We start from the raw sequence: 20,565 nt of genomic DNA on the forward strand, positions 1-20,565 counted from the left end.
CGTAGCCATGCGCTTTCGGGTGGCCAGGGCACGGGGTGTGCCGTGCTGCCCCGTCCTTGAGCAATCTGCTGTCTGTCGGGTTGCGGACTAGGTCTTGTCTCCTGTTCCGGTGCGATGTCGGGTGGTGGCCTCCTTGGCGATGGTTGCGGACCGGAACGCCGCAAGGCGGGCGCTCAGGGGAAAGCGGGATTCAGGCGTTCAGGCGGGGTCGAGCAGCTTGAGCCGCTGCACCTTGCCGGACGGGCCGCGCGGCAGTTCGGCAATGAAGCGGAACTCCTTCGGCGTCTTGTAGCGGCCCAGCTCACGCAGGCAGTGCGCACGCAGCACCGCGTCGTCGCAGGGCGTGGCCTCGCGCACGACGACGAAGGCGACGATCTCCTGCCCGTAGGCCGAGTCCGGCACGCCAACTGCGGCCGCTTCTAGCACCGCGGGGTGCCGCAGCAGCGCTTCGTCGATCTCGCGCGGGGCGATGTTCTCGCCGCCCTTGATGATCAATTCCTTCGCGCGGCCAGTGATGTAGAAGTAGCCGTCGGCATCGCGGTAGCCGAGGTCGCCGGTGCGCAGCCAGCCGTCGTGCGTGAAGGCGTCGCGCGTGACCTCGGGCGCCTTGTAGTAGCCCGCCATCACGTTTTCGCCCTGCAGGACGATCTCGCCGATCTGCCCATCGGGCAGCGGCTTGCCGTCGCGCCCGAGCACGTGCGCACGCGTTCCCGAGGGCCGGCCGATGCTGCCGATGCGCCGTTGCCCGGGATCCAGCGGATTGCTGAACGCGGGCGCGGCGGTCTCCGTCATGCCCATGGTTTCGATTACTCCAATGCCGAAGCGCGACTCGAATGCACGGTGGTGCTCGGGCGGCAGGGCGGCCGATGCCGAGCGGCAGAAGCGCACGCCGTCGGGCGCCTTGCCGTCCGGGTCATTGAGCAGGTACGCGATGATGGTCGGCACCACATTGAGCCAGGTGCAGCCATGCCGCGTGATGTCCTTCCAGAACGAGCTTGCGGAGAAGCGCATCGGCATCACGACCGATCCGCCGTGGACCAGCGGTGCGATCGCGGTCACGACGAGGCCGTTGATGTGGTACAGCGGCAGCGTCGCGAGCACCCGGTCGGCCGGGCCGAGCGCATGCTCGCGGCTGACGTTGGCGCCGTTCGTGGCTAGGTTGTGGTGCGTGAGCAGTACGCCCTTGGGTGTGCCCGTCGTGCCCGACGTGTACATGAGCAGCGCGGGCGCGTCCGGCTTCGGTGGCGGCAGCGGACGTGCGTCCGTTCTCACGACGGGCAGCGCGGGCAGGTCCGTGGCGCCGGGCGCAGTGACCACTACTGGCACCTCGAGCCCGGCGTCGCGCGATGCCTCGCGGATCGCGGCTTCGCCACCGGGCCAGGTGAAGATCAGCCGCGCGTCGGAATGCGAGAGGATGTAGCGCAGCTGCGCCGGCTGGCACAGCAGGTTGATCGGGTTGACGACCAGCCCGCATGCCATGGTGCCGAGCAGCAGACGTGCAGTCTGTTCGCCGTTGGGCAAGTAGACTGACACCGTCTGCTCGCTTTCCAGACCGGCTGCCGCGTAGCGTTCGCCGAGCGCGTCAGCGTCGGCGGCGAGCGCGCCGAACGTGAGCACGTGGCCGCTGTCGGGGGCTAGCAGGTAGGGCTTGTCGGGCCATTGAACCGCTTGCGTGGCCATCAGCGTGGCCAGGCTCTCGAAGGCTTGGGGTCCCACGCGCGCGTTCATTTGCCGACCCTCGCGAAGTAGTCGCCGAGCAGCTCGGCTTCATCGGGCACGTATTCGGCGATGGGCACGGCAATGCGCGTGATGTTGAGGTACTGACGCCAGCCGAGGTTGTCCGAAAAGTTGTTGCCGCCCCAGGTGCCGCAGCCCATGGACAGCGAGAACGGCAGGCCGTTGTCGAAGTTCCCGCCCGTGGCGAAGCAGTGCGCCTGGTTGACGATCACGCGCGCCACCGGCAGTTCCACCCCGAGCTGCAGCGCCTGGCGCGGGTTGGCCGTGTGCAGGCTGACGGAATGGCCGGCACCCATGTAGCCGTAAAGCCGCGCCACACAGTCGACCGCTGCGGCAAAGTCGGCGGCGCGGTACAGCGTCAGCACGGGCGAGAGCTTTTCCCCGGAGAACGGGAAGTCGCTGCCGACGCCGGCTTCCTCCACCAGCAGCATGGTCGGCTGCTGGTCGCGCACGCGTTCGAGCCCGGCAAGCTCGGCAACGCGCCGCGCGCTCTGCCCCGTGGCCTTGCCGGCGAGCTTGCCGTCCTGCCACATCAGCGCCTGCAGCCGCGCTTTTTCGGTCGAAGTGAGCAGCACGCCACCAACCGAGGCCAGCGCCTTGAGCATGGGCTTGTAGACCGCGTCGAGCACTACCAGGCTGTTTTCCGACGAGCAGCTGGTCGCGTTGTCGAACGTCTTGGAGCGCACGATCTTCGCGGCGGCGGCGTCCAGCGCGGCGCTGGTGTCGATGATCGAGGCCACATTGCCGGCGCCCACGCCGAACGCCGGCGTACCGCTGGTGTAGGCCATGCGCACATTGGCCTGCGATCCCGTGGCGACCACCAGGTCGACCTGCCGCATCAGTTCCGCCGTGGCCGCTTTCGAGACCGGTGCGGGCAGCATCTGCACGAGGTCCGCGGGCAGGCCGGCCCGGGCGAATTCGGCATGGATGAACGACAGCAGCAGCTCGCACGTGCCCTGGCCCTTCGGCGATGGCGCGACGATCACACTGTTGCCGCACTTGAGCGCGTTGATGATCTTGTTGACCGGCGTGGCCGCCGGATTGGTGGACGGCGTGATGGCCGCTAGCACGCCCACCGGGCGCGCGATCTCGGTGATGCCCGTAGCCGCGTCCTGTGCGATCACGCCCACCGTCTTGCGGCCGTGCAGATCACGCAGCAACCCGAGCGTCTTGCGGTGGTTCTTGCGGATCTTGTCTTCCACATTGCCGAGCCCCGTGTCGGCCACGGCGCATTCCGCGAGCTGCCGGTTTCGCGCGGGCTCCATGATGGCCCACGCGGCCGCGGCCACAGCCGTGTCGATGGTGGCCTGGTCGGCCCGCGCGAACTCGCGCTGCGCCTGCCTGGCCCGCGCCACGATCGCGGTGACGGTCTGCGCCGTCTGGTCGGGCTCGAACGCTGCCGCTTGGGGCAAATCGGGATTGTTGGACTGCCGGTGACGCAGTATTTGCACACTCATGGATCGACTCCGCGGTTTGGACGGTGGGGTCGGCGCGGCTGCCGCGCGTTGCTGGCTACGCGGCCGGGTGCGCTGGCCCCGGATCGAATCTAGTAAAGCCAGCGGAGCAGCTCGTCTCAATTTGTGCGCTTTCGCGAGCGCGGTACCGGGCTGCAATGCAGAACGCAGTTTTCGGGACGCCCTGGGCGTCCCGGAATCCTATAAATTGAATCCATGAGCAATCATTCGAACGCCGCCGCCGTGCGCGCCTTCCGCATCCTCGAGATCCTGTCCATGGCAGAAGGGCCGCTGTCGCTCGCGGCGATCGTGCAGGAGATCGGGCTGCCCAAGCAGACGGTGCATCGCCTCCTCAAGCAGCTTGAGAGCACGTGGCTGGTCTCGCGCACAGCGGGCAGCCGGTACTACGAATGCTCGTCACGCGTGCGGCAGTTCGCGGTCAATGTGCTGATGCAGGCAGGACCCGCGGCGGCGCGTCACGCGATCCTTCAGCAGCTTGTCGACAAGGTCGGCGAGACCTGCAACCTGACCATGCTGTCGGGCGACGACGTGGTCTACCTGGATCGCGTGGAAACACAGTGGCCGCTGCGCATGCACCTGCAGCCCGGCTCCCGGGTACCGTTGCACTGCTCGGCCAGCGGCAAGCTGCTGCTGGCGTTCCTGCCTTGCGCGCAGCGTGAACGGCTGATTGCGAGCCTGCCCTTGCGCGCGCAGTCGGCGAACACCATCACCGATGTCGGAGTGCTGCGTGCAGAGCTGGCCGAGACGCGGAGGCGTCGTCTTGGCGTCAACAATCAGGAGAACCTGCAGGGGATGATCGCGGTCGCGGTACCGGTCATGCTCAACCGCAATCGTGCCTGCGCGGCCATCGCCGTGCAGGCACCGTTGGCGCGGATGACGATGGACAGGTTGTTCGAGTTCGTGCCGGATTTGCGACAGGCGGCGGAGGAGATGGGGACAACATTTTGTGAGTGAGGGTGGTGTCTGGCGGTATGCCCGCCGGGCACGACACCCGCGCACCAGACCCCGGAATGGCTTTGTCACGTTGGCAGGCTGGTCGCGGGGCGCTGCACCTACCGAGCCCCGAGACCTTTACTTCGATGTGCAACTTCGAATCAGTCAGGCTATCTGGCGGAGCCGCGCAGCGCTCCGTCACTCTTCTGCAAGGGATCCGAACCAGCCGGGCCAATCAGTGCAACAGATAGCGCGGAAACCAATCCTGCAAAAACAACGTAGGCGCAGATCTGCCAGGGTTTGCCGCCGCCGGACTTCAGCAGCGCCGTGGCGATGATGGGCGTGATGCCCGAGGCGAAGATTCCCGAGAACTGGTAGACGAACGAGATCCCGGTGTAGCGCACCTTGGCATCGAACAGTTCGCAGAACAGCGCCGCCTCGGGGCCATAGACCGCGGCATAGAGGATGCCGAACGGCACCACGATGGACAGCCACAGCAGCATTGTGTTGCCGCCGCTGTTCAGCATCAGCCAGAACGCCGGGAAGGCCGACAAGGCTGCCAAGGCTCCGAAGCGGGCCAGGCCGCCCCGCGCCCGGGAAGCCACGCCGGCCAATCGGGCAAAGCCGGTCGATCCGGTGGTCCACGCGATCGCCAGGCTGCAACGACGTTTTCCGCTAGCCTTCCCGAAGAATCCGGCACCCAAGGTACCGCTCAAGATCGGCATCTTCGAGGATCTCGTCCCCTGCGCGCAGGATCTCTCCCTGAGCGAGGCCGAATTGCGCGAGGCGATCCGGACCTGGTGCCGCGGCACTCGCTACTGGGCTTGCCTCATCGAAGGCGCATCGCGGATGGATCTGGCCGGCCAGGAGGCCGGGCATGTCCGACCGGACGATGCAAAACGTGCGCAGCAACTGCAAGCGAGGAAGGGTAAAGCCGTGGAGACCTGCGTCAGAGCAAAAGGCGCACTAGGGAAGCGGGGCAGGAAAGTTGATAGCAAAAGACCGGAAGGAAGCAGAGATGAAGATCGAAGCATCGCCAGTGTCGGAAACGACTAGACGAGATGCAAACGCGCTGGGAAGCTGCGTGCAGCGGAAATTCGCGTCAGCTTCAATCTGGACGGACGCTATAGCATCGGCCCTGACCTGGACGATGTAGCTGTCGGCGCAGGACCGCTCGCAGTCGACGACGAACAAAGCCGTCGACGGACGAGAAGGTGTATCGGTGGGCATGCCGGAAGTATCCGAACCCTTTCGCGATCACAGTCGATGGCCAAATGCCTTCTTCGCCAATCTTGGGCTGTTCACGATGTACGAGGCTCATCAATTGGCGCGCCAACCGATGTGGAAACAACTGACTGGAGAGCCCGTCGCGGGAAAACCGCACACCGGGTTCGGAGGGAGGGGACGGCGAAAGCCGTTTCCTACCCCTATCCGGCGGCCAGTTAGGGCCAGTCACGTCGCGGTGGTGACTGGCCGGTTCGGCGCCAACATGAGACACCCACCGTAATACCTTGCGTTCGAGGCTTGTCACGTTGGCGCTACCGTGTCCCGCAAATTGAGGATCTCGGTTGATGGGATGCCAAGTGTGCATCGGAAGTATGGTCGCACGCGATCGCCGACGTTCTTTCGGATAGCCGAGGTGTAGCGAAATGATCGTTACGTCATTGCTGGCGCCAGCATTTCCTGCCCCGCTGTCACCGTCTATCGAAACCCGACTCGCCTCCCGCCCAGTCACCTTCGCGTCTTTAGTCGACGATACAGCGTGCGTTCACTCATCCCGAGGTGTTGAGCGAGCGCGCTGCGTGTCCCGGAGAACTCCTCTGCGAACCGTACAAGCTCACGAGCTGTAAGCTCGCCACGCGCTGAAAATGAGGGTGAGCCCGTGCTGCTGCCCAGATCCGCCGACTCCGCCGCCACCATGTCATCCGGCAGATGTTCGATCCGAATCACCCCGTCGTCGGCCAGCAGGCAGGCGCGGTCGAGCACGTTGCGCAGTTCCCGGATATTACCCGGCCAGGAATAGGTATGGAGCCTCGCGAGCGCGTCCGCTGCAATGCTGAACTTGCGGCCCGCAGTGCCTTGTGCGTTACCGATACGCTGCAGTATCGATTCGACGAGCAGCGCGATATCGTCGGGGCGCTCGCGTACCGCCGGCAAGTTAATCGGAAATGCACTGATGCGGTAGTAGAGGTCCTGGCGGAAGCGGCCATCGTCAATCATTTTGCGCAACGGTTTGTGCGTCGCCGCCACGAGCCGGAAATCCGCGCGTAAGCTCTCTATACCGCCGACCCGGCGGAACGTGCCGGATTCGATGAGCCGTAGCAGCTTGACCTGCATCGATAGTGGCACATCGCCTATTTCGTCGAGAAGCAGCGTTCCGCCTTGCGCGGTCTCGACCAGACCCGGTTTGCGCGCGACTGCGCCCGTGAACGCGCCTTTTTCATAGCCGAAGAGTTCGGTCTCGAACAAGGCCTCCGTGATGCCGGAGCATTCGACAACGACAAATGGGTGTTGCGCGCGCTCGCTTGCCTCATGGAGGGCACGTGCGAACAGTTCCTTGCCGGTTCCGGATTCTCCGAGAAGCAGGACCGGCAGCATCGAAGGGGCAACGCGATGCAACGCGGAGATCGCTGCGTTGAACGCCGTCGAGCGCCCGACCAGACCTTCCGCGCTGGGCGTGGCGGACGCGCCGCGCACCGTGGCGAGCCGCTCGACATAAGCCACTACCTCTCGCTGCGAATTGAATATCGGCCGCAATTCGACATCGACATGCTCCGGTCCGCGAGGCGTGTGATGAATGTGGAGCACGCGGTCGGGGCCACGCAGCTCAAACGCTCGTTTCATCGGACAGTGCTCGCCCGCCAGGTCGCAAGGAACGTCGTAGTGATGCGACACCTGATAGCACTTGCGGCCGACGTGGGGCTGGCTGGCGATGCCGAACTGACGTTGATAAGCAGTGTTGGCGGCAAGGATGCGGTACTCGGGATCGAGCACGATCATCGGTTGAGCGTCGTGCTCCAGATACGACACCAGCGCATTGACATCCGGCGCTTGAGGCGCCTCAGCCGAGGTCGTGACAAGGGGTGCAATGGGTATGACCGGCATTGAGGGTTTCACGGCGGGGACACTCCAGTAGACATGACACGTCGATACTGCCACAACTGCCACTTGACTGCCAGAACTGGCAGTCCTCGCTTCCGGCCGGCGGTATGAGGACGGGCCTCGCCACCTCCACACTAAAAATAAATTGATATAAATCAAATAGATACGCAACTTCAATCAAAATATTGATGTGCTGGCATGCCTTTTGCCATGGTTGACCAACCCTGCCCTAAAAGCACCCTTTGACTGAGGAGAGGATGTTGAATACCACTAGCGCCATGCAGGTCGAAGGCTTCTTCGAGCCCGGTACCTCGACGATTAGTTACCTATTGTTGGATGCCCGCACAGGCGGCTGCGCATTGGTCGACAGCGTCCTTGACTATGACCCGAAGTCAGGCCGCACCTCCACGACGACAGCCGACACGCTCGTCTCTCGCGTTCGCGAGCTTGGCGCGAAGGTCGAGTGGCTGCTCGAAACCCACGTGCACGCCGACCATCTGTCCGCCGCGCCCTACCTAAAGAAACGACTCGGCGGAAAGATCGCGATCGGCGCGCAGGTGACGCGCGTGCAAGACGTGTTCGGCAAGCTTTTTAACGCCGGCTCGGGATTCGCCCACGATGGCAGCCAGTTTGATCACCTGCTCTCCGACGGCGAAACACTCACCATCGGAGCGTTGCAGGCGCGAGCTATTCATACCCCAGGCCATACGCCCGCCTGCATGACCTATGTCGTCAGCCACGGCGCACAGACCACGGCCTTTGTCGGGGACACCCTGTTCATGCCCGACTACGGCACCGCGCGCTGCGACTTTCCCGGCGGCGATGCACGCACGCTCTACCGGTCTATCAACAAGGTGCTGAGCCTGCCGGCTGACACCAGGCTGTACTTGTGCCACGACTACCAGCCTGGAGGGCGCCCGTTGCAGTTTGTCAGCACGGTCGCCGAGCAACGCGCGCACAACATCCATATCCGCGACGGTATCAGCGAGGAGGCCTTCGTCGCGATGCGCACCGCGCGCGACGCGACACTGAACACGCCCGTACTGATGCTGCCGTCCGTGCAGGTAAACATGCGCGCCGGGCATCTGCCCGAACCGGAAGACAACGGCGTGCCGTATCTCAAGATCCCTCTCAACGCAATCTGAGCCGGCGCACCCGGCTCATGCAATCAACATGAGCAAATGATGGATATCAAGAAACTAACGGCTGAACTGGCGGTATCGAAACAGATTGCAGCATCCGATTTGCGTACGATCGCGGAAGCCGGCTTTCGCACTCTCGTCTGCAATCGCCCCGACGGCGAAGGCGCCGACCAGCCCAACTTTAGCGAGATCGAAGCGGCGGCCCGGGAACAGGGTATCGAGGCCCACTATCTGCCCATCGAGTCCGGCAAAGTCGGCGACGCCGATGCTGTGCGGTTCGGCGAATTGATGCGCGCGCTGCCAAAGCCGGTGCTCGCCTATTGCCGCTCCGGGATGCGCGCCGCGACGCTTTGGGCGTTGTCCGAAGCGCCTCGCCGGTCGATGCCGGACATCATCGCCGCCGGCAAGGTAGCAGGCTATGACCTATCCGCGCTGACGCGGCGCATCGCCAACGGCGGCAAGGTGCCCATCGACGTTGCCGTGGCCAGTCATGACATCGTGATCGTCGGTGCTGGCGCCGCCGGCGTGGCGACCGCCGCGAGCCTGCTTGCGCGCGACCGCAGCCTCGACATCGCCATCGTCGATCCAGCCAGCGTTCACTATTACCAACCCGGCTGGACCATGGTTGGAGCTGGTGTGTTCAAACCTGAAGTCACCGCCCGCGAGATGGCCGCCGTGCTTCCGCGCAAGGTGCGCTGGATCAAGGCCGCCGTGGCCGCATTTGAGCCGGAACAGAACTCGGTCATCCTCGAAGGATGCAGGGTGGTGAACTACAGGCAGCTCATCGTGTGTCCGGGGCTCAAGCTGGACTGGCATGCCATTGAGGGCCTCGCCGACACCCTCGGCCAGAACGGCGTGACCTCCAACTATCGCTACGATCTCGCTCCCTATACCTGGCAGCTCGTGCGTGAGCTCAAGGGCGGTCGCGCGCTGTTCACGCAACCGCCGATGCCGATCAAATGCGCCGGGGCGCCCCAGAAGGCCATGTATCTGTCTTCGGATCACTGGCAGCGGTCAAGTCGGCTCGGGCAGATCGACGTCGAGTTCTACAATGCCGGCGCGGCGTTGTTCGGCGTGGCCGACTACGTGCCCGCCCTGATGGAGTACGTCAGGCGCTACGACATCGCACTGAACTTCGGCTTCAACCTGAGCGCGATAGACGGCCCAGGCAAGACGGCGACTTTCACGCGCTCACTCGCGAGCGGCAGTGTGGAGACCGTCACGCGCGAGTTCGACATGATCCACGTGGTGCCGCCGCAGAAGGCACCGGACTTTGTCCGCGCCAGTTCTCTGGCCGACAAGGCGGGCTGGATTGACGTCGACCCTGCGACGTTGCGCCACAAGACCTACTCAAACGTCTTCGCGCTCGGGGATGTCGCGAACACCGCTAATGCGAAAACCGCTGCCGCCGCGCGCAAGCAGGCACCCGTCGTCGCCCACAACGTGCTTGCCTCCCTCGGGAAAGTCAAGGGCGTGGCGGCATACGACGGCTATGGCTCGTGCCCGCTGACCGTCGAACGCGGCAAGATCGTGCTCGCGGAATTCCTCTATGGCGGGAAGGTCGCACCATCCATGCCGACCTGGCTGATCGACGGCAAGCGCCCGTCGCGACTCGCGTGGCTGCTGAAGGAGCGCATCCTGCCGCCGGTTTACTGGCACGGGATGCTCAAGGGGCGCGAGTGGCTGGTGCAGCCGGAACTCGTGGGCTAACCCAGCGGCTGCTCGCGACCTTTCGGATTGAAGATGCTAACTTCACTTATTCTCGGCGCCTTCGTTGGCGCGGTGCTCGGCCTGACCGGCGCGGGTGGCGGCATCCTGGCAGTTCCGGCGCTGGTGGCCGGCATGGGCTGGCCAATGCAGGAGGCGACGCCGGTCGCGCTGGTCGCCGTCGCGGGCAGCGCTGCGATCGGGGCGCTCGAAGCGTTCCGGCTGCGGCTCGTCCGCTACCGCGCCGCGCTTTTGATGGCCGTAGTGGGCGTGCCGTTGACCTCGCTTGGTGCGCTCCTTGCACACGCAATACCGCAACGCGTGCTATTGGCGCTGTTCGCCACGGTCATGCTGGCGGTAGCTGGAAGGCTGTTGTCACAGGCGCTGCGGCGCGGGCGTCCGGACCGTGCGCATTCACGATTTTGCGTCGGCCACATCAACCCGAACACCGGGCGGCTGGTCTGGTCGTGGACCACCGGGATCGCACTCGCGGCAACCGGCGCGTTGACCGGGCTGATGACGGGACTCCTCGGCGTGGGCGGGGGCTTCATCATCGTGCCAATGCTGCGCAAAGTGACCAACGTGTCGATGCACGGCATCGTCGCCACGTCGCTGATGGTGATCGCGCTGGTCGGCAGCGGTGGTGTGGTCGCGACAGTGCTGCATGGCGCGCCGCTGCCGCTCGAGCTGACGCTGTGGTTCGGTCTCGCGACGGCGGCTGGCATGGTGGCCGGGCGGCTAGCCTCGCACCGTCTCTCCGCGCAGCACGTACAGGTGGGTTTCGGAGGTGTGTTGATCTGTGTGGCGCTCGGCCTGATGGCAAAAGCCGCACTGGGTAGGTGACCCTGGCGGCCGACACATTACAAGTGCGGCAGTCGGTCGTCTCATGTCAACTTCCGAACGGACGCTTGGGAAACTCACCTCAAAGCCTCTATCGGGTCAACAGCCGAAGACGAGAAGGCTCGTCTAGAGAGAGCCGCTCTCGACCCTGCAGATCGGCGAATCCAGAATTGAGAGCTCGTCCCCTATCTTCAGCTATCTGCCAGCACACCGCCTACGGCAAAGATAGCCTCGTGAGTTTCAGGCTGGCCATACCGTTTGTCTCCGACGGCTCATGGCGTTACTGAAACAGTTCTGCGGACGCCAAGTAACTGTTGCGGGCATTTCTGCCATGGATATCCCTGCCGCCCACAACGAGTATCACACCACTATTCAGCAACGGCGCCGTGTGACTCAGGCGTGGCCCCGTCATGCTGTCAACACTTGTCCAGGTACCGTTGGCCGAGTTGTACCCTTCCGCAGTGGCAGTGCTGACAAATCCTCCTGCCACCAATATGTCGCCAGTCGCCTGCCAGGTGCGGCTGCCCGGGTCAAACAACTCGGCAGTGGATTGCTCGCGGTTGCGAGCATCCCTGCCGCCGACGGCGAGCACCTTGCCGTTGGCCAGTAGGGTAGCCATCAGGAAGAACCGTGGCGTCGTCATCGTCCCCGCGTCCGACCAAGTACCGGTGGCCGGGTCGTACAACTCCGCCACCGCGGCGCTGGTACCCGCCACCACCAATACCCGCCCGTCGGGGAGCGGGAAGCATGCACCCACGCCATGTTGCCTGTGGGAAACCAGGTGCCGGTGGTCGGATCGTACAGTTCGGCCGAGGCCCCGCCGGGGTTGCCACCTGCAACCAGCACCTTGCCGTCCGGCAGCAGCGCTGCCGTGTGGTTTTGCCGCACGGTGCCCATACTGCCGGCTCGGCAAGATCGGCACGACGCAGACGGAAGTCGATCGCTTGTGCCAGCGACTGCAGTCCAAAGCGCGACGGGTCAGCGTCGTCTACGAGGCCGGGCCGTGCGGATATGGGCTTCACCGGCAGCTCATCCAGAAGGGATTCGACTGCATGGTGTGTGCGCCGTCGTTTGATCCCAAAACGCCGGGTGAGCGCGTCAAGACCGATCGACACGATGCGGTCAAGCTGGTGCGTTCGTTGCGTGCAGGGGGCATGTCGGCGGTGTACGTACCCAGCGTTCTGCGGCGGCGTGACCGCACTCCGACCATCACGCTGCGCGGAGGCATCGCCGAGGGGCTGCAGCCGCGCGATGCGTCCACGGCCATCCTGAAGCAACTGCAGCCCATCATCGCTAGACTGCCGGCCGGCTACCGGATCGAGCAGGCAGGTGCCATCGAGGACGATTCGCCTGCCACACCTGTACGCCCACGAGGCGGCTGGCCGGTCATCTGCTTTTTGTGCTGCCGCCCACTGGCTCCCCCATCCGACCACCCTGTCGGCGCGGGCGCTGCCGGTGACCGTGTAGCCAGCGGCGCCCCGCTTGTTGGCTGCACCGTACCGGTGCCACCGCGCCTCGATCGGATTGTTCATCGGCGCCGGGCGGCTGATCGCATACGTGTGATGACCGCGCGATCCGGTCCGATCAGGCCTTGAGCTGCTCCCGGATTGGCAGCGTGCGGATGCGCTTGCCGGTCGCGGCGAAGATTGCGTTGCACAGCGCCGGCGCAATGGTCGGCGTTGCCGGCGCACCGACCCCGCCGAGCGGCACGTCGAAGCGGCTTGGCAGCAGGTGCACATGAATCTCCCGCGGTGCGGCTGGCGCGCGCAACACCTCGTACTGGTGGAAATTGTCCTGCTGGGGACGCCCGTTCCTGAAGGCACACGATGCTGGTGATCCCGCTCGGTGCGCGCCAGCAACGGACCGCTGTATCGCTGCCCACGGCCCTGGCACCGATGGCTGAAAACGTCCATCGAGGAGCTTCGGGATGGCTACAACGAGCGGAAGACAGCCAGGCAGTGGCGCGCAAAAGCCGATCGCACTCGCTTTGCAGGGCGGCGCGGGATGCACGGTGCGTTCCCGTGGGGCATGCTCGACCAGTTGCTTGGGGACGGGCGGCTTACTATTGAGGAGGGGACTTTGTCGCAGTAAGCCAGGTGCTGCTGGGCATCATGGGCGCTGCGCGTCGTTCCGCCCGGTCAGGAACCACGTGCGCAGCTCACCCACGCCTTTGGCTGCAATCGTGCCACGCTCCTCGAACAAGAATGGCTCCGCGAGGTACTGCCGGGTGGCCTCCGTAACCTGCACGCGACCGGCCACGCCATGGGACTCCATACGGCTGGCGATATTGACGGCGTCGCCCCACAAGTCATAGATGAACTTGCGCTTGCCGACGACACCGGCCACCACCGCACCACTGTTGATGCCAACGCGCAACTGCAAGTTGTAGCCGTTGCGCGCATTGAAGCCGGCCAGCGCGTCGATCATGTCCAGCGCCATGTGCGCCGCCCGTGCTGCGTGATCGGCCGCCGCGACCGGCAGCCCTGCGGCAGCCATATAGGCATCGCCGATGGTCTTGATCTTCTCGAGGCCGCGATGGTCGGCAATGCTGTCGAAGTCGGTGAAGATCTCATCGAGCACCGCCACAAGCCGCTCGGGGTTCATGCCGGCAGAAAAGCGGGTGAATTTTACGATGTCGGCGAACAATACAGTGGCCTCCTGAAAACTGTCAGCAATCACTCCGGGGTGCGCCTTCAGGCGCTCGGCAATCGGGTAGGGCAGCACGTTGAGCAGCAACCGCTCCGACACCTGCTGCTCAACGACGATCTTGTCGTACAGCTCCTTGAGCTCGTCCCTCTGATGGCGGATCAGTTCGCGGCTGGTCTCCAGCGCCTGTTCGGCTTGCCGGCGCTCGACGATCTCCTGCTGCAGCTGCGCGTTTTGCGCCTCCAGCCGCTGTTGCATCGCATGCAGGTTCAGGTGCGTGCCGACCCGCGCCATCACTTCGTCGATCTGCAGCGGTTTGGTGACATAGTCGACCCCGCCCGCCTTGAACGCAGTGATCTTGTGCTCGGTCTCGGTCAGCGAGGTCATGAAAATCACTGGGATCTTTCGGGTGCTTGCCAGCGCCTTCAAGCGGCGGCAGACTTCAAAGCCGTCCAGTCCCGGCATCATCACGTCGAGCAGGATCAGGTCTGGCTGTACAAAGTCGGCGCGTTGCAGCCCTTCTTCGCCGTCCTGCGCGACGACGATCCGAAAGCCGTGGTCCTCAAGACTTTCCACGATCACGTCCAGGTTGGCTGGCGTGTCATCGACAATCAGGATCGTGTGGGTGCCAGTTTCCTGTGCCGAGGTCGCCGTCATGGCGCTGGTCTCCTTTCCAGGTGCCGCTCCACAAGGCTTAGAATGGCTTTGGACTGGTACCCCTTGGCCAACAGGCGCAGTTGATCGGCGAACGGACGATAGCGCTCATCGAGCTCGGCTAAGTGGGCGGCGCGCTGCACTATGTCGCGCATGTTTCCCTCCCGCGCCAGACGATGCAGGATTTCCATCTCCTGCGCCGGTGGCACCAGCAGCGGCCCGGGCGCCTGATGTTCGGGAGCGGAGCTCGCGGGCGGCGCTGCGTAAGTCCAGTTGAGCTTCAGCAGGCTGGCGATCTGTGCAAGGAGCATGCCGAAGTCGATCGGTTTGGGCTGAAACGCGCTCATGCCGGCTGCCAGGCTGCTCTCCTTGTCGCCACCGGAAGCGCTGGCGGAAATCGCGATGATCGGCACATCCTTCTGGGCCGGCAGCTGGCGCAGGCGGCGCGTGGCTTCCAGCCCGCCCATCTCCGGCATGACGATGTCCATCAAGATCAAGTCCGGGCGCAAGGTTTGGGCTTTTTCCAGTCCCTCGCAGCCGTTTTCCGCCTCGACCATCTCAAAGCCGATCTGGCCCAACATATCGACCAGCACGGCCCGATTCTCGGCCACATCATCGACGACCAACACCTTCTTGCGCGGCCCCTGATAGCCGGTCACGACGCCTGCGGCAGACGGCGGCGCGATCTCGAGCTCGACCACCGGCAGCTCCAGCTCGAACCAGAAGGTGCTGCCCTGGCCGATCCGGCTCTCGACCCGGATCTCGCCCCCCATCAGGCGCACAAAGCGCTGGCTGATGGCCAGGCCCAGGCCGCTGCCTCCGAGCCGGCGTTGCGCGTCGCCGCCTTGCTCGAAAGGCTGGAAGATGGATTCCAATTGCTCCTCGCGGATGCCGATGCCGGTGTCTTGCACTTCGAAGCGCAGCCGGGCGGGAGGGGAAAAACGCACCCGCAGGCTGACCTGACCGCGATCGGTGAACTTGACCGCATTGGCCAGCAGGTTGAGTAGCGCCTGGCGCAGCCGCTTCTCGTCGGCGCGTATGCCCCCGGGCAAGTCCGGCGCGGTGTCGCAGATAAAGGCCAGCCCCTTCTGCTCCGCCTTGACGCTGATGATCTCGGCAATGATGCGCAGAAACTTGGCCAGCGGGATGTCGGTGAGGCTGAGCTCCTGCTTGCCGGCTTCGATCTTGGCGAAATCGAGTACATCGTTGATGAGCGTCAGCAGTTGCTCGCCGCTTTGCTGGATCACGCGCAGCCCCGCGACCTGCCGCTCGCCTAGCGTGGTGTCCCGCAGCAGTATCTGCGCGTAGCCAAGAATACCGTTCAGCGGCGTGCGCAGCTCATGGCTCATGCTGGCAAGGAAATCAGATTTCGCGCGGTTGGCTCTTTCCGCCGCGGCCTGCAGCTGCTTTTGGTCCTCAATGTCGGTGCTGGTCCCAACCCATTTGACGATATGTCCGTTCAAGTCTCTAAGCGGTAATCCGCGGGCCAGATGCCATCGATAAATGCCATCGGAGGCTCTTTTCCAACGGTATTCAGTCTCATAATCTTCACCGCTCTCTAATGAGCTCGTCCAGCGATCGATGGTAGGTTGCAAATCATTCGGGTGGAGTGCTTGAGTCCAGCCCCACCCTTGGAGTTGCTCAAAAGTAAGCCCCGTATAGGTGATCCACCGTTGATTGCTGTAGTCGATCCAACCATCCGGCATGGCTGTCCACACTATTTGGGGCATCACATCTGCAAGCGACCTGAAGCGCCGTTCGCCCTCATCAATTTCGTCCGCTAAAGACGGCAATTTTTCCGGGGGATTGGGCATGTTTGCCTACCTGAACAAGAGCAAAAAATATTGTTGGCAGCGCGCCCACGCTTTGCTAGTCGCAGCCCATCGATCAAGGCGCCGTCCGGCTCCACCAACCCGTGCAAACGGTATTGCTTATCCCGTTTACTCATCACTGGACCGTACGCAGCATAGTGTGTGCCGTGATCCATGACACGTCAAGCTGCTCGGACCAGCACAAAGCGGAATTACCGCCCTTGTCCGAAACGGCCCGCGTCAATGTAGTTGTCGCCTCAGTCATGCAGCCAGCGGCCTTTCTTCGGTCTGTGACGCCATGGCCACCACCGAGTCGCGTTGAGGGTTGAGCGTCACGGCGCCGATGGGCGCCCAGTTGCGCGTGCTGCCCGACCAGCGAGCCGGGTTGCGTTCGCGGGCCTGAAGGTAGACATCATATCGAGCCGCGAGGATCTTCTGGTCGTCAAGCACAGATATTTGGCCAGGGTGGCGAACAGTTTGGACAGGGGCATGAGAGCCAAGCGAAGATCGAGAAACGATCCTCCATTGGCCGCCGTCCTGCATGCGCAAAAGACCTGCGCAAGCAGGGCGGCCACTCAAATCTCGTCGCCTGTTAAGGCCTCGCGTGGATCTATTGCAGCATTCTTTAGCTGCTTATCTTGGGTGGATTGGGACGTACCCGCAGGTCACGTTCCGCAGTTGGTGGTGTACCCCAAGTGCATCGGCGCGGCTGCGCTCCCTTTCTTACGTCTGATGTGTGCGCCGGTCCGATGCCTGACGGCGCAAGCCTTAGCGCTCCTCCGGTTCTGGCGATGTAGCCCTCGGAAATGGAGAGCGCGCAAAAGCTGGGGAGGTAGATTTCGACAGGCGCCCTGGCTTGCGGCAAGGATCTCACGGTTTGTTCTGTTCGTTGGTCGGTGCCGGTTTGGCGATGCTGACCCGATGCATTTGCTGTGACGCGAGGTGGCGAGCTCGAGCGCCGAGATGCGGCGGGGCGAGAATTCCCCGTTCAAAACCGCCACCCTGACCTGCACCATGCATTGCGCCTCTTCGTCAGTCCAGCGCATCTGTCGCTTCTTGGCCATGCGGTGGCTGACGACCTGGTTCACCGCAGACTCGGCGATGCCACTACTGATCGGCAGACCCTTGCGATGCCGAGCGTCGTAGTTGACTAGCGTGTGCGCGTTGTTCCGTAGACGGTGTTCAGATTCCACCACAGCGTGCTGAATTCGTACCCTTCCCTCGCCAGCAGCCGATCGTCTAGTGCCTTGATCCGCTTCACCGCCTTGCTGCCCTTGCCATGCCAGACCAACCACTTGGCGTGGGTGATTTCGGTTTCCACCGACTCCCGTTCCAGCGAGGCGATCATCTTGCTGCCGAACACAGAACGCTGCGCCGCCTCGAACTTCATCGCGATATGGAACCAATCGAGAATCCGGCCGCGAGCCAGCTGACTGCCCTGGACGGTCTTCTCAAATTCACCAGCGTCGTCGCTGATCACGGTCACGCGTTCATCGGTCGCCACACCGTGTCGACTAAGAGACTGATCGAGTCGCGCTGCAGCCGAGATGACTTCCCGGTGTGCATGGGCATACAACTTTGACGGACCGTCCGTGAACGTCGCTCGCCGGGCGATGATGTTGACGTGGCGGCCAAGGCCTCTCTCGGAGTCGGAATGCCGCAGCCACGCCGAGTCGACGCTCACGGCGGCGACATGGCTGGATTCGCGAACCTGGACGTCTGCAACGGCCTGGGGCAGCTTCGCGATGTCACGCTCAATGTCAGCGTCGAGTTGTTTTCCAAGAGTGCGAATCCGACCCCGGGTGCCGCTGAACGAAATGCCCTTTTCTAGCGGCAGCACTTCCTTCATCATGGCCGTGGCCTGGCGGTACGGCAGATGGGCCGCCCACTTCGCCTGGAGGTATTGCAACTCCGGCGCGGCGCCCAGATGCTCGAGCGACCCTCTCTGGGAGCCTCCCCAACTTTTGCACTCTCTCTTCTACGCCAACCGGTGGCGACGGCAAGAGGCCAAAGCCAACGTCATCATTCTGCGTTACGCGGATGACGTTGTCGTCGGCTTCGAGCACGAAGCCGACGCGCGGCGCTTCCGGGACGCAAGGCATCGATGTCCGCCTTGTCCTGTGCGCTGAAACTCCATCCAAAAGCATCGCTGATGCCCCTCAACTGGTCCGGGCGACGCACCCCACAGCGCAATCGTCGGCCCCTGATCGAGAATCCAGCGGATCGCCAACGCCAGCACCGATTTGTCATGGCGCTCGCGGGCAAACGACGAGAGCGCCTCGACGACCGCAAGGTACTGCGCAAAACGCGGCTGCCGGAACTTCGGGTCCGAGTTGCGCAGGTCATGACATCGAACGTCGTGGACGCGTTCATCCGCCCGGTCGGAAGGCAGGTGGCGTGGCTTGCCTCAACGGCTTGTTGAATCCAATTCAACGATATATGAGCTAGATTCGACGTGCTTCGTGCAACGACCGATTGCGGTCTAACGCTTGCCGGCAAGAACTAATGGAGTGATTGAGCACGAATGTCGAGACGACACGTATTGAAGCCACCATGCGCGCCTTCACCCGCACCGAGCTCGCCGATCTCAATGTATTTGTCACCATCTGCCGGCGCCGCAGCTTCCACGCCATCGCAACCTCGAACTGGGCGTAAAGCTGCTCAATCGCACCAGTCACTCGGTGGTGCCGACTGCGGCCGGCAGCGCGCTGGGGAAACAGCGCGACAAGTGCTTTGTTGAGACCTTGGCGCGGCAATCGATCAGCTCGATCGCTACCGCACATCGCTGCTCGGCCGCCTGCGAATCAACGTGCCACGACATCCGCTCGACCAACACCTGACCGGCGAGGGGCGCAAGCGTGCTCTGTCATGCGCTGGATTTTCTTCCTTGACACATTATCCAGTTCTAGATATTATGTCCAAATAACGAACGGGACCAAGAAGCAGCGTGCGCTGCTCGATCAACTCAAGCAGGTGGCGCCGGGCCTCGGCGAAACCCTGGCGCCGTTTTGCGAGGTCGTTGTCCACGACCTCCTGGATTGCGCCGTCGGCTGGCAATGCGCGCTTATGAGCGAAATGGAAGGATGGAGATTTGACGATGGAGCATTCACTGAAGGATGTCGTTGGCAACACCCGTTACGTTGCCGACGAAGTCGATGCAACCTACAGAAAGGTCAGTTGGAGACTTGTGGCATTCCTGTTTGTCGGCTATCTGATAGCCTATCTGGACCGCATTAATGTAGGCTTCGCGCAACTGCAGATGCAGCATGACCTCGGGTTCAGCGATGCGGTCTACGGACTTGGCGCCGGCATTTTCTTCACTGGCTACTTTCTTTTCGAAGTGCCCAGCAACCTGATGCTTGAGAAGATCGGCGTGCGCAAGACCATGACGCGCGTCATGATCTGTTGGGGCCTCGTATCGATGTGCATGCTGTTCATTTCAAGTCCGATAGAGTTCTACGTCATGCGCTTCTTGCTTGGCGTATTCGAAGCCGGCTTCACGCCTGGCGTCATCCTTTACCTGACCTATTGGTATCCGGAAACACGGCGCGCGCGCGTCCTGGGTATTTTCTCCAGTGCCATCACCGTTGCCGGCGTGATCGGCAGCCCGGTCTCAGGCGCCATCATGACCCATCTTTCCGGCCTTCACGGCATGAACGGATGGCAATGGCTGTTCCTGCTTGAAGGCCTTCCCGCAGTGGTACTCGGCTTGCTCGTGCCGGTCGTGCTGGTCAACCACCCCCGCGACGCCAAGTGGCTGACCGGTCGCGAGAAATACATCATCGAGCACCAACTCGCAGCCGAACGCGGACCGTCTGCAGCGAATCGCAGTCATACCTTTGGTGACGTTCTCAAGGATCCGAGGATCTATCTGTTCGCATTCGTGTATTTCGCCGTCATCTGCGGCATCTACGCAGTCAGCTTCTGGCTGCCAACCATCCTCAAGAATGCCGGCGTCAACGACGCATTCGAAATCGGCATGTTCTCCATTATTCCCTATGGCGTCGGTGCACTAGGCATGATCTATATCACCCGTCATTCCGACATCAAGAAGGAGCGGCGCTGGCACCTGGCTGGGTGCGCCTTCATCGGCGGTGCGGCACTGGTCATGATCGCTGCGACCGCAGGCAGTCTGGCGCCGGCCCTGCTCGCCTTCGCGATCGCCACTGCGACGATTTTCACCGGCATGCCGCTATTTTTCGCGATGCTGACTTCCTACCTGTCCGGCACCGCTGCCGCTGGTGGTATCGCCCTCATCAACAGTCTTGCGCTGATCGGTGGTTTCGTCAGCCCCGCCATCATGGGGTGGGCGAAAACGACCACCGGAAGTTTTACAAGCGGGCTTTATATCCTGGCAGCGTTGCTGGTGATTGCAGGTGTCGCCGTGTTGCTCGGCACCCCCAAGCACGGGACCCGCGCGACGCAGCGCGACGACGCTGGCGAGCCATCGCAAGGCGCCGCGGAACTGGAACAAGCCGCACTTTCGAACAATTGACACGCGACACGCCCGGGGGCGTG

15 protein-coding genes and 6 pseudogenes are annotated in these 20,565 nt (G+C 63.2%); 11 read left to right on the forward strand and 10 right to left on the reverse strand.

Features of this window, described 5'->3' with window-relative positions; genetic code table 11:
• Positions 1–198: 198 nt before the first annotated feature.
• Both RM96_RS18615 and sauS read right to left on the reverse strand, forming a co-directional pair.
• Positions 199–1,728 carry an acyl--CoA ligase gene (locus RM96_RS18615; RefSeq protein WP_039012735.1) on the reverse strand — a complete coding sequence of 510 codons (1,530 nt, stop codon included), beginning with the start codon at positions 1,726–1,728 and terminating at the stop codon, positions 199–201.
• Positions 1,725–3,194, reverse strand: coding sequence for an acylating sulfoacetaldehyde dehydrogenase (sauS, locus tag RM96_RS18620; protein WP_039012737.1), 1,470 nt, complete (start codon positions 3,192–3,194; stop codon positions 1,725–1,727). The genes RM96_RS18615 and sauS overlap by 4 nt, the downstream gene beginning before the upstream one ends.
• A 213-nt stretch (positions 3,195–3,407) precedes the next feature.
• On the opposite strand from sauS, the gene RM96_RS18625 reads away from it, so the two are divergent.
• Positions 3,408–4,166 (forward strand): IclR family transcriptional regulator, encoded by a 759-nt coding sequence (locus tag RM96_RS18625; RefSeq protein WP_039012738.1) that lies wholly within the window; start codon positions 3,408–3,410, stop codon positions 4,164–4,166.
• A 149-nt stretch (positions 4,167–4,315) separates the two neighbouring features.
• On the opposite strand, the pseudogene RM96_RS18630 reads toward RM96_RS18625, so the two are convergent.
• Positions 4,316–4,717, reverse strand: a pseudogene (locus RM96_RS18630) (MFS transporter); the annotation flags it as partial.
• Here RM96_RS18630 and RM96_RS37240 point away from each other — a divergent pair.
• Positions 4,653–5,201: a ProQ/FINO family protein gene (locus RM96_RS37240; protein ID WP_443112261.1), complete on the forward strand. Its 549-nt coding sequence runs from the start codon at positions 4,653–4,655 to the stop codon at positions 5,199–5,201. The pseudogene RM96_RS18630 and the gene RM96_RS37240 sit on opposite strands and share 65 nt — an antisense overlap.
• 675 nt (positions 5,202–5,876) lie before the next feature.
• Here the strand turns inward: RM96_RS37240 and RM96_RS18640 are convergent.
• Positions 5,877–7,145, reverse strand: a complete 1,269-nt coding sequence (locus RM96_RS18640) for a sigma-54-dependent Fis family transcriptional regulator (protein WP_238587317.1) — start codon at positions 7,143–7,145, stop codon at positions 5,877–5,879.
• A 359-nt stretch (positions 7,146–7,504) separates the two neighbouring features.
• Between RM96_RS18640 and RM96_RS18645 the strand changes: the two genes are divergently transcribed.
• The 3 genes from RM96_RS18645 to RM96_RS18655 are packed head-to-tail and all read left to right on the forward strand — an operon-like array spanning position 7,505 to position 10,939.
• Positions 7,505–8,392 (forward strand): MBL fold metallo-hydrolase, encoded by an 888-nt coding sequence (locus tag RM96_RS18645; RefSeq protein WP_039012744.1) that lies wholly within the window; start codon positions 7,505–7,507, stop codon positions 8,390–8,392.
• Positions 8,393–8,431: 39 nt separating this feature from the next.
• A complete protein-coding gene (locus RM96_RS18650) occupies positions 8,432–10,099 on the forward strand; it encodes a bifunctional protein tyrosine phosphatase family protein/NAD(P)/FAD-dependent oxidoreductase (protein WP_039012746.1) in 1,668 nt (555 codons plus the stop codon).
• Between the two features lie 33 nt (positions 10,100–10,132).
• Positions 10,133–10,939 (forward strand): sulfite exporter TauE/SafE family protein, encoded by an 807-nt coding sequence (locus RM96_RS18655; protein ID WP_039012747.1) that lies wholly within the window; start codon positions 10,133–10,135, stop codon positions 10,937–10,939.
• A gap of 277 nt (positions 10,940–11,216) precedes the next feature.
• Here RM96_RS18655 and RM96_RS18660 read toward each other — a convergent pair whose 3' ends face one another.
• The gene (locus tag RM96_RS18660; protein WP_238587312.1) at positions 11,217–11,693 is read right to left on the reverse strand and encodes a Kelch repeat-containing protein; all 477 of its coding nucleotides are present in this window, start codon (positions 11,691–11,693) and stop codon (positions 11,217–11,219) included.
• A gap of 148 nt (positions 11,694–11,841) precedes the next feature.
• Between RM96_RS18660 and RM96_RS18665 the strand changes: the two are divergent.
• Positions 11,842–12,117: pseudogene (locus RM96_RS18665) on the forward strand (IS110 family transposase); the annotation flags it as partial.
• A pseudogene (locus tag RM96_RS40875) lies at positions 12,115–12,294 on the forward strand (hypothetical protein); the annotation flags it as partial. The pseudogenes RM96_RS18665 and RM96_RS40875, both read left to right, overlap by 3 nt.
• Before the next feature lie 226 nt (positions 12,295–12,520).
• On the opposite strand, the pseudogene RM96_RS37245 reads toward RM96_RS40875, so the two are convergent.
• The 5 genes and pseudogenes from RM96_RS37245 to RM96_RS38700 all read right to left on the reverse strand — a co-directional run.
• Positions 12,521–12,757, reverse strand: a pseudogene (locus tag RM96_RS37245) (xanthine dehydrogenase family protein molybdopterin-binding subunit); the annotation flags it as partial.
• Positions 12,758–13,045: 288 nt separating this feature from the next.
• Entirely contained in the window at positions 13,046–14,239 is a 1,194-nt protein-coding gene (locus RM96_RS18670) for an adenylate/guanylate cyclase domain-containing protein (RefSeq protein ID WP_039012749.1), read from the reverse strand.
• The gene (locus RM96_RS18675; RefSeq protein ID WP_082016599.1) at positions 14,236–16,050 is read right to left on the reverse strand and encodes a PAS domain-containing hybrid sensor histidine kinase/response regulator; all 1,815 of its coding nucleotides are present in this window, start codon (positions 16,048–16,050) and stop codon (positions 14,236–14,238) included. Before RM96_RS18675 ends, RM96_RS18670 begins: the two co-directional genes overlap by 4 nt.
• Before the next feature lie 258 nt (positions 16,051–16,308).
• Positions 16,309–16,488 (reverse strand): annotated as a pseudogene (locus RM96_RS18680) (hypothetical protein); the annotation flags it as partial.
• Between the two features lie 709 nt (positions 16,489–17,197).
• Complete coding sequence (locus tag RM96_RS38700; protein WP_152624146.1) at positions 17,198–17,899, reverse strand: hypothetical protein; 702 nt, start codon at positions 17,897–17,899, stop codon at positions 17,198–17,200.
• 252 nt (positions 17,900–18,151) lie between these two features.
• Here RM96_RS38700 and RM96_RS39410 point away from each other — a divergent pair, with 252 nt between their 5' ends.
• The 4 genes and pseudogenes from RM96_RS39410 to RM96_RS18690 all read left to right on the forward strand — a co-directional run bounded on the left by RM96_RS39410 (position 18,152) and on the right by RM96_RS18690 (position 20,542).
• Positions 18,152–18,469 carry a hypothetical protein gene (locus RM96_RS39410; protein WP_193752482.1) on the forward strand — a complete coding sequence of 106 codons (318 nt, stop codon included), beginning with the start codon at positions 18,152–18,154 and terminating at the stop codon, positions 18,467–18,469.
• 92 nt (positions 18,470–18,561) lie between these two features.
• On the forward strand, positions 18,562–18,702 hold the full coding sequence (locus RM96_RS39700; protein ID WP_202966746.1) for a hypothetical protein: 141 nt from the start codon (positions 18,562–18,564) through the stop codon (positions 18,700–18,702).
• Between the two features lie 267 nt (positions 18,703–18,969).
• Positions 18,970–19,086: pseudogene (locus RM96_RS37260) on the forward strand (transcriptional regulator); the annotation flags it as partial.
• A 58-nt stretch (positions 19,087–19,144) separates the two neighbouring features.
• The gene (locus tag RM96_RS18690) at positions 19,145–20,542 is read left to right on the forward strand and encodes an MFS transporter (protein ID WP_063925998.1); all 1,398 of its coding nucleotides are present in this window, start codon (positions 19,145–19,147) and stop codon (positions 20,540–20,542) included.
• The last annotated feature ends 23 nt before the right edge of the window (positions 20,543–20,565 follow it).

This window comes from Cupriavidus sp. IDO (genome assembly GCF_000812465.1).
Taxonomy (GTDB): domain Bacteria; phylum Pseudomonadota; class Gammaproteobacteria; order Burkholderiales; family Burkholderiaceae; genus Cupriavidus.

Excerpts from the sequence above, each read along its gene's own strand:
- RM96_RS18615 (WP_039012735.1), bottom strand. The coding sequence starts at position 1,728 with ATGAACGCGCGCGTGGGACCCCAAGCCTTCGAGAGCCTGGCCACGCTG.
- sauS (WP_039012737.1), bottom strand. The coding sequence starts at position 3,194 with ATGAGTGTGCAAATACTGCGTCACCGGCAGTCCAACAATCCCGATTTG.
- RM96_RS18625 (WP_039012738.1), top strand. The coding sequence starts at position 3,408 with ATGAGCAATCATTCGAACGCCGCCGCCGTGCGCGCCTTCCGCATCCTC.
- RM96_RS18640 (WP_238587317.1), bottom strand. The coding sequence starts at position 7,145 with ATGATCGTGCTCGATCCCGAGTACCGCATCCTTGCCGCCAACACTGCT.
- RM96_RS18645 (WP_039012744.1), top strand. The coding sequence starts at position 7,505 with ATGTTGAATACCACTAGCGCCATGCAGGTCGAAGGCTTCTTCGAGCCC.
- RM96_RS18650 (WP_039012746.1), top strand. The coding sequence starts at position 8,432 with ATGGATATCAAGAAACTAACGGCTGAACTGGCGGTATCGAAACAGATT.
- RM96_RS18655 (WP_039012747.1), top strand. The coding sequence starts at position 10,133 with ATGCTAACTTCACTTATTCTCGGCGCCTTCGTTGGCGCGGTGCTCGGC.
- RM96_RS18670 (WP_039012749.1), bottom strand. The coding sequence starts at position 14,239 with ATGACGGCGACCTCGGCACAGGAAACTGGCACCCACACGATCCTGATT.
- RM96_RS18675 (WP_082016599.1), bottom strand. The coding sequence starts at position 16,050 with ATGCCCAATCCCCCGGAAAAATTGCCGTCTTTAGCGGACGAAATTGAT.
- RM96_RS38700 (WP_152624146.1), bottom strand. The coding sequence starts at position 17,899 with ATGATGAAGGAAGTGCTGCCGCTAGAAAAGGGCATTTCGTTCAGCGGC.
- RM96_RS39410 (WP_193752482.1), top strand. The coding sequence starts at position 18,152 with ATGTCCGCCTTGTCCTGTGCGCTGAAACTCCATCCAAAAGCATCGCTG.
- RM96_RS18690 (WP_063925998.1), top strand. The coding sequence starts at position 19,145 with ATGGAGCATTCACTGAAGGATGTCGTTGGCAACACCCGTTACGTTGCC.